Here is a 12167-nt window from a genome sequence, read left to right on the forward strand (position 1 = left end):
CAGGGCGCAGGACGCTGTGGCAGACGTCATAAGCGCGATGGGGACGCGCCTGACCACCAGCGGCACGGAACTCGATACGCTGCAAGCGCAGTCCGGCGCAGTGGCAGTGGCGGCGCCGGACGGCGCCTGCCATCTGTACCGGCGCGAGGGTTTGCTGGTAGCGCTGTGGGGCCGGCCCATGCTGGGCGACCGCGCGGATCGCGTGGCCGAACGGTTGGCGCAGTTGTGGCAGACAAGTGGTCCGCAGGCCTGCCAGTCGCTGTCCGGCGCGTTTGCGCTGGCGATGGTCGATACCGTGGCCGGCCACGTATGCCTGGCAGTGGACCGTTGCGGGTCGCTGCCGCTGCTGTACCAGCTCACGCCGCACGGGCTGTTGTTCGGATCATCGGCGGCGGCCTTGCTAAGCCATCCCGACGCCGCGCGCGCGGCCGATCCGCAGGCGTTATACCACTACCTGCATTTCCACATGATACCGGCGCCGCACACGGCGCTTACGGGGCAGGCACGCCTGCTACCGGGCGAGTACCTGCTGTACCGACATGGCAAGGCCACGCGCGCCAGCTACTGGCGTCTGCGCTTCGACGAGCAGAATCGCCCGCCGTTCGCCGGGCGCAAGCAGGAATTTCGCGCCATCTTGCAGGACGCGGTGCGCGCGGCATCGGGCCAAGGCAAGGTGGGCGCCTTCCTCAGCGGCGGCACCGACAGCTCGACCCTGGCCGGCATCCTGGGCCAGGTGCGCGATGGGCGCCCCCAAACCTATTCGATCGGCTTCGATGTGCCGGGCTACGACGAAATGCAGTACGCGCGCCTGGCCGCCCATCATTTCGACACCGACCACCACGAATATTATGTCACCGCCGACGACGTGGTGGCAGCCGTGCCACGGCTGGCCGCCGCGTGCGACCAGCCGTTCGGCAACGCGTCGCTGGTGCCTGTCTATTTTTGCGCGCGCATGGCGGCTGCCGATGGCGTCACCCGCATGATCGGCGGCGACGGCGGCGACGAGCTATTCGGCGGCAACGAGCGCTATGCGCGGCAGGCGGTGTTCGCGCGCTACGAGCGGTTGCCGTCGGCGTGTCGGCAGTTGCTGCTCGAGCCGCTGCTGTTCGGCGCCCTGGGCGGACTCGATGTGGCGCCGTTGCGCAAGGCGCGCAGCTACGTGGACCAGGCGCTGGTCACCATGCCGGCCCGGCTGGAGACTTACAACCTGCTGCGCCGCTACGGCCCCATCGAAGTGCTGACTACCGAATTTCTGGCGCGGATCGACACGACGCTGCCGCAAGCGGAACTCGACGCCTGCTACTGGCAGGCCGACGCGATCGCGCAAATCAACCGCATGCAGGCGCTCGACCTGCGTTTTACGCTGGCCGACAACGACCTGCCCAAGGTACGCCACGCGTGCGAGCTGGCCGGGGTGGAAGTGGCGTTTCCGTTCCTGTCCGACGCCATGCTGGAATTCTCCGCCCGCCTGGCCCCGGAAGCCAAGCTGCGTGGCACGCAGTTGCGGCATTTTTTCAAGCAGGCGCTGGCCGATCACCTGCCGCGCGCCATCGTCCGCAAGCGCAAGCACGGTTTCGGCCTGCCGTTCGGCCTCTGGCTGCAAGAGCATGCGGGCCTGCGCGCGCTGGCCTACGACAGCCTGAGCGACCTCAAATCGCGCCGCATCGTGCGTACCAGCTTTATCGATGCGCTGACCGGCAGGATGGTGCACGAGCATCCGGCGTATCACGGCACCATGGTGTGGGTGTTGATGATGCTGGAGCAGTGGCTGCGCGTGCAAAGCGCGCAGCGCGCGGAGGTTCCCGGCACCGCCCACGCGGCCCTGGCCTATCACTGTTGAGGGCTTGATCGGCGCCGGTTCATCAGCAACCCCAATAAAAAACGCGGGCTGTCGGCTTGCCACGGCGTGTAGCGCGGCAGAAGCAGGCGGTCGGTGCCTGCGCGGGTAATGCCGGGGCTGGTGGTGACTGCGGCACGGAAACCCAGGTCGCGCAGCAGGGGCGGATGGCGGTCGTCGAAGTCGGCGCCTGGCTTGCCGTTGGGGTAGGCGAACAAATCGACCGGGTCGCCGGTCAGTTGCTCGAGGCGTTGGCGGTTTTCTGCGATGTCTTGGCGTGCTGCCGCATCGTTCAGCGTGACCAGGATCGGATGGTTATGGGTATGGCCGCCGATGGTCATGCCGGCGCGGTGCAGTTGTGCGACCTGGTGCGAGGTCATCATCAACGGCGCTGCGCGGGGCGGCGCCAACTGGTCGGCGATGGCCTGGCGCTCGCCGAACGGCCGGTACTTGAGCGCCGCCAGCATTTGCGCGATGGCCTGGCAGCGCAGGGCGGGCGTGTGCACGGGCAGCAGTCCCAGGCCGGCGCTGCCGCCGTCGAGCATGCCGGCTGGCGCTTGCCGCACATGGTCGATGATGGCGTCGTTCCACATCCGGCCGCCGTCCAGGTAGGCGCTGGCGATAAAAAAGGTGGCGGACAAGCCCAGGTCTTGCAGGACCGGCAGCGCCAGTTCGGCGTTGTCGGCGTAGCCGTCGTCGAAGGTGATGGCCAGCGCGCGCGCGGGCAGGCGATGCCGGTCCAGCAGGTCGAGCGCCTGCGGCAGCGGCAGCACCCGGAACCAGCGCTTCACCAAGCGCAGCTGCCGGGCGAACGTGGGCTGGTCCGGAGTGCCGGGCAGCAGCGGATCGGTTGCCGGCAGCACGCGGTGGTACATCAGCAGCGACAGGTCGCCGGTCATCGGGCACGCTCCAGTGTAAGAGCAGGAGTCGGCAGTGCGACAGGCGCCTGCGCGCGATACCGCGCCACCTCGATACGGGTGGCAACCACCACCGCTATCAGGTAATACGGTACGTCGTAATACAACAGGCTGAGGAAGGCGCCACCGACAGCAAACCCGGCCAGGCTGGCCTGCATCATACGGGCCAGGTGGCCGGCCCAGGCCAGGTCTGCAATACCTTCGCTGTGGCGCACGATCCAAGAGGCCGAGCGCCAGGTTTGCCAACCCAGCAACAGGTAGATGAACAGGCCCACAAAACCATGCTCGCCCAGCGCCTGGAAATAGATGCTGTGGGCGGCGTGGATGGCCTTGGGATCGGGCGCGTACAGGAGGAATACGGACGCTTCGGACACCTCGTAACCGCCGCCGAAGAAGCGATCCCTGGCCAGGTTGTACGCCATGTGCCAGGCATTGATGCGTCCCAGGGCCGAACCGTCGTTCTGGTAGTCGCCGATGCTGTCCATGCGTTCACTCCAGCGCTCGGGCATGAACAGCAGCGCCAGCGGGGTGAGCAGCATGATCAGCATCCCGGTCACCAGCTTGTTGTGGCTTTGCAGCCACATGTAAATCACCATGGCGCCGATCGCCAGCAAGCCGCCGCGCGAGTAGGAACCCAATGCCGCCAGCGCCGACAGCAGCATCATGGCCGTCAGCGCGTGCCACACCCAGCGGCGGTCGGTGGTCTGTTGCAGGTAGCGCATCAGCGGGATGGTCATGATCAACGCCAGCGCCAGCGAATTGTTGTCGCCGATGAAGGTACCCACCGGCCCCCACACCCGGTCCTGACCACCGCTGCGCACGGTAAAGATACCGCCTTTTACGCCGTAGAAGCCCAGCGACAAGGTCAGCACCCAGACCATGCGCTGGATATCTTCGCGGGTGCGGATCACCATCATGGTTACCAGGCTCATCAACATGATCTTCATGACTTTGCCCCATTGCACCATCGAGGCTTCGGGAAAAATGGCAAACAGCGTGGTCACGTTCATCCACAGGATAAAAGCGATCAGGATGAAGGTGATGTTTGACGCAGGCAAGGTCTTCGGCTGGCGCGTGATGGCCACGCTGAACAGGGTGGCCACGCCGACGATCATGGCAAAGGGAAAGGTGGTGGCGAAGCCCCAGCCCTGGGTGTGCGGATTCATCACGCTGATCCAGACCCACATCAGCACGCCGTTGACGGGGTTGCGGACGATCAACGGCAGGCTGGCAAACACGATCAGGGTGACGAGGATGTCGCGCATGGGGAGGGGCGGGCAGTCGTTGATGTGGCGCAAATGAGCGGTTGAGCCAGTCATTACACTGCTTATTTCCGGTAAGTACGTCCGGCAATCTTAGAGCAGAGGAGCGGCGCCCTTGTTGACTGTTCTCATGGCGACTTATGATGGGGCTGCCACGCTGCCACAGGTGCTGGCCGCCTACCAACGGTTGCGTGCACCCGCCCAGCCGTGGCAACTGCTGGTCATCGACAACGGCAGCACCGACGACACGGCGGCGATTGTCGCCAGCCACGCCGATCGCCTGCCGCTGCGCCTGCTGCACGAACCGCAACGGGGCAAGAACCGCGCCCTCAATACCGCCCTTGACGTTTTGCTGCCCACCGCGTCGGAAAGCGACCTGTTCATCTTCACCGACGACGACGCCAGCCCTGCACCCGACTGGTTGCAACAATGGGAAATGGTGGCACGCGAGCAGCCCGGCTACGCCGTATTCGGCGGTGCCATCACGCCCGATTGGGTGGAGACGCCTCCCGACTGGCTGCTGCGGCTGGTCCCCACCGGCCTGACCTACGGTCTGACCGCTGCCGATTTGTCGGAAGGCCCTGTGTTCCCGGGCCTGGTCTGGGGCGCCAATATGGCGGTGCGCGCAACGGTATTCCTGGCCGGCCACCGCTTCGAGGCCTCGGTTGGCCCGTCCGGCGGCGACTATGCGATGGGCAGTGAGACCGAGTTCGTGCGGCGAGTAGCGCTGGCCGGCCAGCGCAGCTGGCACAGCCCGGGGCCGCGCGTGGCCCACCATATCCGCCCCCCCCAGCTGCAACTCGGATACGTGCTGCAAAAAGCGCGCCGCTTCGGGCGCGGCAAGTATCGGCAGGACTGTCCCGGCGCCTTCCCCGAGCTGGCCGGGGTGCCGCGCTGGATGTGGCGTCAATATCTGGCCGCACTGGGCAGCTGCGCGCTGGCCTGGTTGCGGCGTGACCGCGATACGTTGCTGCGCGCACGCTGGGACCTGGCCTATCTAAAAGGCTATGTCAGCGAGGCCTGTCGTGGTGGCCGTCCAGCGGCGCGGTCGGTACTGGTCACCAGTTATTCCGGCGAGTTAGGTGGCATGGAATTGCGCATGGCGCAGGAGGTACGCTATCTGCAGCAGAACGGCCATGCGGCCACCCTGGCGCTGCGCCCGTTCGCGGGTCTCGATGCCTGGTCGCAACGCCTGGCCGCTGAGCAGATCGGCGTTGCAGTGTTCGATCCACCTGACTTTCTCGAAACATGGCCGGGACGACGCCGGCAACTGTGGCGCGCCCGCTGGCTGGCAGCGAGCCGTATGAATGCGTTCAGGGCCAAGCTGGTCCATGTCGCATTTTGCTGGACCAATTACGGCGCCTCGGTGCTGTGGCTGGCCGCGCACTGCGGCTTGCCCACCGTGATCAGCGTCCACAACGCTTTTCCGCCAGCCGCGTTCGGCCGCTGGCAGCACCCGCTTTTGGTGCAGGCATTTGCCGGCGTGCGCGGCGTGTACGCGGTCTCGACATCGGCCATGGAGCATTTTCTGGCGATCTACCAGCCTTATCTTCCACGCGGTATACGGCTGGCCGTGATCCCCAACCCCGTCGATACGGCGCGCTTTCGGCCCAGCGCCGCCGCCCGCCGCATCGCGCGCCTGCGCTGGGGCCTGCCGCACGACGCGCTGGTGCTCGGCTCGGTGGCGCGCCTGTCGCCGCAAAAGCAGCCAGAGTCTGTACTGGCCCTGTTTGGGATGCTGCGCAAGCGTTTTCCCGACCTGTGCCTGGTGCTGGCCGGGCAAGGGCCGTTGGAAGCTTCGCTGCGGGCACAAGCGGCACGCATGGGGCTGTCCGGACAGGTTGTATTCACCGGCTTTGTCGATGATGTGGCCGCCTTGATGCCGGCTTTCGACCTGCACCTGCTGCTCAGCCGCAACGAGGGCTTCGGCATCGCCACGGTGGAGGCAATGGCGTGCGGCGTGCCGGTGGTGGCGACCGATGTGCCGGGCAATGCCGACGTCCTGCGCGGCAGTGCGGCCGGTTTGCTGGTGGCGCGCGGCAATCTGAAACCGGCGGTACCGGCCATCGCCGCCTTGCTGGGCGATCCGGCGCGCCGCGCCCGCATGGGGGCACAAGGACGGGCCGAGGCGCAAGCGCGCTACAGCGTGGACGTGGTGGGGCAGCTGGTGCGGGACTTTTATGCCGATCTCGCTTGATAACGGTAGCGCCGGCCGCGCACGCCTGTCGTTCCTGGCGTCGTTCTCGGAAAAATACACGCTGCTGCTATTGAATACGGCAGGCGCAATGGTGCTGGCACGCCTGCTGACGCCAGCGGACGTGGGGCTGTATGCGATCGGCGCGGTGCTGGCCGGGCTGGTTCATGTGGTGCGCGACTTCGGCGTGGGCGCTTATCTGGTGCAGGAAAAGCAGCTCGATCGCACCAAGCTGCGCGCCGCGCTCGGCATGAGCATGCTGGTAGGTTGGCTGCTGGCCGCGCTGGTGTTTGCCGCCGGCCCGCTGGCGGCCTGGTTTTACCACGAACCACGGCTGCAAACGGTCGTGCAACTGCTGGCTGTCAATTTTGTTTTGCTGCCTTTCAGCGCGCTGGCCTTGCCTTGCCTGCGGCGGCAACTGCGGTTCGCGGCCATCTTTGCCATCAACCTGAGCCAGACGGTGGCGCAACTAATGTGCGGCGTGTGGCTGGCATGGCTGGGATTTGGGTATTTGAGCCTGGTGTGGGGCGCGCTGGCCGGCGCGGCGGCGGGGTTACTGGCCAGCGTGTGCTGCCGGCCAGCCGAGTTGCCGTGGCTACCAGGCTGGCGCGGCATCGGCGCGATCTGGCGCTTCGGTTCGGTGGCCACGGGCGGTACCGTGATCGACGAGGCGGGTGTGGCCGCGCCGGACCTCGTGATCGGCAAGCTGATCGGCGTGGCCGAGGTGGGCATTTTCGGCAAGGCGATGGGCGTGATCAATGTGTTCAACCAGATGGTGACGGCGGCGGTGTCGCCGGTAATCTTTCCGTTGTACGCGGCGCGTGCGCGGCAGGGGGGCGACATGAGCGCGGCGTTTCTATTGACGGCCAGCTATGTTACCGCGCTGGCCTGGCCGTTCTTCGGATTCGTGGCACTGCTGGCGCCGGCCATCGTGCGGGCGCTGTACGGCGACCAGTGGGACGCGGCAGTGCCGTTGATACGCGTGATCTGCATCGGCGTGGCGCTCTACAGCGTGTTCGGCATGGCGCGCTACCTTCTGGTGGCCATGGGCGAGGTAGGCGCCCAGGCCCGCCTCGACGCGACGGCCGTACCGCTGCGGATTGCCGCGCTGTTGCTGGCGGCGCCGTTCGGATTGCTGTGGGTGGCGTGGGCGGTGGCGGCGGGTGCGGTATTTCGCAGCTGGCTTACGTATCGGGCCCTGCACCGGCTTTGCGGTGTGCGGTGGCAGCCATTGCTGGCGGCGGTGCGCAAGAGCGCGGCAATCGCGCTGGTGTGCCTGGCGGGACCGGCGCTGGCGGCACTGAGCATCGACGTCACCTGGCTGCAATTGCCAGCCGCCGCCGCCAGCTGCGCGGTGCTGTGGTTGCTGGCGGTAGTGCTGGTCAGGCACGAGCTGGCCGATGAATGCCGCAATGCCGGCCGCAAGGTGCTGGCCTGGCGGCCCTAACGTCAAAGGATGATTATGCGTGTCGGTCTGCTGTCGTATCCCATGTTGTTCCAGCGCGAAGGCGGTTTGCAGGTGCAGTTGCGCGCCACGCTCGACGCCCTGGTGCAAGCCGGCGTGCAAGCGGAACTGGTGGACCCGCACCGGCACCGGCTCGACGAGTACGACGTGATTCACGTGTTCTCCGCCATCAATGGCAACTACCGCATCGTCGAGACAGCGGCGGAGATGGGGGTGCCGGTGGTGCTTTCTGCCTTGCTGCCACCGGCCTGGGACCGATCGAGCGGTGCCTGCGCCCGGTTTGCGGACCGCCTGGCCGGTCGCCTCACCGCCTGGAATGTTCAAACCAGCTACGCCCAGACCAAGCGCGCCTTGCAACTGGCGCAACGGGTGATCGCGCTCGGCACCGCCGAGCGTACCGCCATCGTCGCAGCGTTTCGCACCGATCCGCACAAGATCCGGGTGCTGCCCAACGGCGTGGACCGGCGCTTCTTCGAGGCCGATTCCAGCTTGTTCTTCCGCCACACGGGTATCGGCGGACCGTTCGTGCTGATGGCGGGCGCCATCTCTCCATACAAGAACCAGCTGGCGCTGGCCCAGGCGTTGGGCAGTGCGAGTATCAACGTGGTGCTGGCCGGCTGCGCCCAGCCGCAGCACCGCGACTACCTGCGGCAATTGCTGGACTGTCCCAACGTGCACTGGCTCGGCGCGCTGGCGCATGACAACCCGCTGCTGGCCAGCGCCTACGCCGCTGCTGCCGCTTTGGCGTTGCCCAGCCAGGGCGAGGTGTTTCCGCTGGTGGTGCTTGAAGCGCTGGCCGCCGGTACCCCGGCGGTGATGACGCGCGCCAGCGCGCTCCAGTTGCCGGACAGCGGCTTCGCCCTGCGCCAGCTGCGTGCCGACGACATGCCGGCCTGGCGCGCGGCGCTCGATGGCTTCATCAACTGCCCACCGGAGCGGGCGGCGGTGAGCGCGCTGGTCGAGCAATTCACCTGGCGGCGGGTGGCGCAGCAATTGGCCGATTGTTACGCCGGGCTGCTCGCAGAGGTGAGCGAAAATTCGCCCGCCTTGCCGGCAGAGCGCCGTGCTGTTTAATTCGTTCAGCTTCCTGTTCCTGTACCTGCCGGTGGTGCTGGCCGGCTACCTGCTGCTGGCGCGCTGGCGGCCGCAGTGGATCGTCGGCTGGCTGGCGCTGATGTCGCTGTTTTTCTATGGCTACTGGGACAGCCGCTACCTGCCGTTGCTGCTGGCGTCCATTGTCTTCAACTACTGGTGCGGCTTGCGCATCCTTGCGGCGCAGGCGCGCCGCAAGCAGTGGCTGATCGGTGCACTGGCGACCAACCTGGCACTGCTGGCGCACTATAAATATGCCAATTTTTTTATCGACAGCGTCAACGCGGTGAGCGGCGGCCATCTGCAGGGCTGGCAGATCATCCTGCCCATCGGTATCTCGTTCTTTACCTTTACCCAGGTCGCCTTCCTGGTCGATTGCTATCGCGGGCTGGCTGGCGAATACCGGTTCGTGCATTACACGCTGTTCGTCAGCTATTTCCCGCACCTGATCGCCGGTCCGGTCCTGCATCACAAGGAAATGATGCCGCAATTCGCCAGCCGCTGCCGGCCCAATGCCGCCGATTTCGCCGTGGGGACGTCCATCTTCGTCATCGGCCTGGCCAAGAAGGTGTTATTGGCCGATCCGCTGTCGGTGCTGGTGGGGCCCGTGTTCGCGCCGGGCGCTGCGCCGCAACTGGTCGAGGCGTGGATCGGGGCGCTGGCTTACACCATGCAGCTGTACTTCGATTTTTCCGGCTACTCGGACATGGCAATCGGTTTGTCGCGCCTGTTCGGCGTGCGGCTGCCGCTCAATTTCCATTCGCCTTACCAGGCTCGCGACATCGCCGAATTCTGGCGCCGCTGGCACATGACCTTGTCGCGCTTTCTGCGCGACTATCTGTACGTGCCGTTGGGTGGCAACCGCGCCGGCCTGCTACGCCGCTACCGCAATCTGATGGCGACCATGCTGCTCGGCGGCCTGTGGCACGGCGCCGGCTGGACCTTCGTCGTATGGGGCGGATTACACGGGCTGTTTCTGGTGCTGCACCTCGGCTGGCGATCGTGGACTGGTGCACAGGCGCCGCGCTGGTGGGGGCGGGCACTGACGTTTCTGGCGGTAATGCTGGCCTGGGTGGTGTTTCGCGCGCCGGACCTGGCCACCGCCGCCGACATCATTGGCGCCATGTTCGGCGCCAATGGCATCGCGCTGCCGCGCGGGCTGGCGGCATATGGCGGCGGTGTGCAGTCCATCGATGTGACGTTTTCAGGGATCCGCTGGATCGATTTCAGCGGCATCGGCGTGCCGACCCTGGTTGTTGCCTGCGTGGTAGCCTGGTATGCACCAAATACCCAGCAGATTTTCCGCCGCTACGGGCCGGCCCTGGAGCGGTTTGCCGGTTCCGCCGGCCGTTGGCACTGGCGGCCAAACCGCGCCTGGAGCCTCGGGCTGGCAGCGTTGTTCCTCGGTTGCGCGTTCAGCATGAACCGCGTCAGCGAATTCCTCTACTTCCAGTTCTGACCATGGCCAACTATTCCGCTGCCCACTGGCGCCGTTACCTGGCGCTGTTCGGCCTCACCTCGGCCGGCGTGATCGCGGCGGTGGCTGCGTTCAACTACCAGGTCGATCCCTACCTGATCCACCAGTGGGATACGCCCCAGGTACAGCAGTTGCGGCCCGGGCGTGAAAAGCTGGCTGCGTGGGGCAAGACCTATGCGCTGGCGCGCTACCGGCCGCAGGTGCTCTATGCGGGCAATTCGCGCACCGAACTGGGCGTACCCACGGTCGCTACACCGCTGACCGGCCGCACCGTCTTCAACGGCGGCCTGGCCGGCGCCTCGCTCGGCGACTCGCTGGCAATGGTGTCGCATGCGCTGCAAGTGGGCCCGCCGGCGACCGTGATATGGGGCATCGACGCGCCAACCTTCACGCTGGACGTGGGCAACACCGAGTTTGATCGCGCAGTGGTCGCCACCGATCGCTGGTACCTGTGGCGCCGCAAGCTGATCGACCTCAAACGCGCGGTGACCGCCGACATGACGTTAGATTCGATACGCCTGCAGCGCGGCACCTTCGGCGCCGTGTGCCATTCCAGTCTGGCCTTGTACGGCCAGCGCGACGCCGTGTGCGTGCGCGACCGCATCGATGGCTGGGGCGGCACGCGCCGCGCGGTTATACCCCGAATACGTGAATTCATCCGGGGACCGGGACCGACCAGCGATGCACTGGCCGAGTTTGACAAGGTTGTCGGGCATGCGTGCCGGGCGGGGGTGCAGGTGCGTGCGTACATCAACCCCACCCACGCGATGATGGCCGACGCGCTATATCGCAACGGCAAATGGCCAGCCGTGGAACAATGGCAGCGCCAGTTGGCCGACATGTTCCAGCGCTACCGCGATAGTGGTTGTGACGCCCGGATTGTCGATTTTTCGGGTTTTAACAGCATCACCATGGAGCCGTTACCGCATGCGGGCGGGCCCGAGACCATGACCTGGTACTGGGAAACCTCGCACTACCGCACCAACGTCGGGGCCCTGATTTTGGCGCGCCTGCTGGAAGGCGAAGTGGCAGCGTACCCGGACTTCGGCGTAGAACTGGCGCCGCAGACGGTGGCGCTGCACCAGGCCAGGCAGCGCGCCGGGCTGGAACGCTATCATGCAGAGCATGCACTGCAAGCGAGGATGGTGCTAGACCTGGTCAAGGCATCTGCGGCGCGATAAGCACGGCGCAGCCTTTTTCGCACGGCCGCGACGACTGCACCAAGGCCGGAAACTCCGCAGCCCAACGCCGCAGCGCCGCCTGCTCGTCCGGCCGGTTGGCGTCGTCGAGCAACACCATCGCGCCTGGCGCCAGGCGTGGAAACAGCAGCGGCGCGGCCGGATAGCGCGCCAGCGCATGCGTGGCCTGGGGTGGGCCGTCGATCACCAGCAAGTCGATGGCGATATCCTTCGGCAGGACTGCCAGGTCGTACCATGGCCAGTTGTCAGCTCCCAGCGGCTGCGCCACCAGCGGTGCGTCGAGCACCGTGGCCCAGTCTTGCAGGCCGTGGCGCAGCAACTGTACACGGGTGAGGCGCGCATAATCAGCGTCATGCTCGAGGCTATAGAGTTTGCCGCTACCGTTGCGCTGCAGGATGCGCGCGATCACCACGGTCGATGCACCGCTGCTGCATTCGACGACCACCCGTGGTCGGGCCGAGCGCACTTGGCGCGCCACCTCCAGCAGGAAGTCCGGCGAACCGGCCCAGCCCCGCGTGGCCGGCAGGCTGTGCTCGAGCTGCAATTCCACGTACAGGCCCTGCAAAGCCTCCAATTGGCGAAACAGACTATCATGGCCGCCGCGTACATCGTCACGCACGTCGTGCAGCAGCAAGTGCACCCGGCGCAGCTTGTGCAGCAGGTAGAACGGCAGCAGCAACGGTAGCGCCAGGGTCGTGAAGCAGACGATCATGAACATGGCAAT

9 protein-coding genes are annotated in these 12167 nt (G+C 66.2%); 6 read left to right on the forward strand and 3 right to left on the reverse strand.

Features of this window, described 5'->3' with window-relative positions:
• The first annotated feature begins 16 nt into the window (after nt 1–16).
• Nucleotides 17–1840, forward strand: a complete 1824-nt coding sequence (locus ASF04_RS19235; protein WP_229205121.1) for an asparagine synthetase B — start codon at nt 17–19, stop codon at nt 1838–1840.
• Here ASF04_RS19235 and ASF04_RS19240 read toward each other — a convergent pair.
• Together ASF04_RS19240 and ASF04_RS19245 are read right to left on the reverse strand one after the other, a co-directional pair.
• Nucleotides 1831–2736, reverse strand: coding sequence for a polysaccharide deacetylase family protein (locus ASF04_RS19240; RefSeq protein ID WP_056145309.1), 906 nt, complete (start codon nt 2734–2736; stop codon nt 1831–1833). The two genes, ASF04_RS19235 and ASF04_RS19240, sit on opposite strands and share 10 nt — an antisense overlap.
• A complete protein-coding gene (locus ASF04_RS19245) occupies nt 2733–4073 on the reverse strand; it encodes a putative O-glycosylation ligase, exosortase A system-associated (protein ID WP_229205122.1) in 1341 nt (446 codons plus the stop codon). Before ASF04_RS19245 ends, ASF04_RS19240 begins: the two co-directional genes overlap by 4 nt.
• 58 nt (nt 4074–4131) lie before the next feature.
• Here ASF04_RS19245 and ASF04_RS19250 point away from each other — a divergent pair, with 58 nt between their 5' ends.
• The 5 genes from ASF04_RS19250 to ASF04_RS19270 are packed head-to-tail and all read left to right on the forward strand — an operon-like array spanning nt 4132 to nt 11425.
• A complete protein-coding gene (locus ASF04_RS19250; protein WP_229205123.1) occupies nt 4132–6213 on the forward strand; it encodes a glycosyltransferase in 2082 nt (693 codons plus the stop codon).
• On the forward strand, nt 6197–7657 hold the full coding sequence (locus ASF04_RS19255) for an oligosaccharide flippase family protein (protein ID WP_056145318.1): 1461 nt from the start codon (nt 6197–6199) through the stop codon (nt 7655–7657). The genes ASF04_RS19250 and ASF04_RS19255 overlap by 17 nt, the downstream gene beginning before the upstream one ends.
• 15 nt (nt 7658–7672) lie before the next feature.
• Nucleotides 7673–8749 (forward strand): glycosyltransferase family 4 protein, encoded by a 1077-nt coding sequence (locus ASF04_RS19260; protein WP_164474779.1) that lies wholly within the window; start codon nt 7673–7675, stop codon nt 8747–8749.
• Nucleotides 8739–10226, forward strand: a complete 1488-nt coding sequence (locus tag ASF04_RS19265; protein ID WP_056145322.1) for an MBOAT family protein — start codon at nt 8739–8741, stop codon at nt 10224–10226. Before ASF04_RS19260 ends, ASF04_RS19265 begins: the two co-directional genes overlap by 11 nt.
• A 2-nt stretch (nt 10227–10228) precedes the next feature.
• Nucleotides 10229–11425, forward strand: a complete 1197-nt coding sequence (locus ASF04_RS19270; RefSeq protein WP_056145326.1) for a hypothetical protein — start codon at nt 10229–10231, stop codon at nt 11423–11425.
• Here the strand turns inward: ASF04_RS19270 and ASF04_RS19275 are convergent.
• Entirely contained in the window at nt 11403–12161 is a 759-nt protein-coding gene (locus ASF04_RS19275; protein ID WP_056145329.1) for a class I SAM-dependent methyltransferase, read from the reverse strand. The two genes, ASF04_RS19270 and ASF04_RS19275, sit on opposite strands and share 23 nt — an antisense overlap.
• Between the last annotated feature and the right edge of the window lie 6 nt (nt 12162–12167).

This window comes from Duganella sp. Leaf61 (assembly GCF_001421905.1).
Taxonomy (GTDB): Bacteria; Pseudomonadota; Gammaproteobacteria; order Burkholderiales; family Burkholderiaceae_D; genus Rugamonas; species Rugamonas zoogloeoides.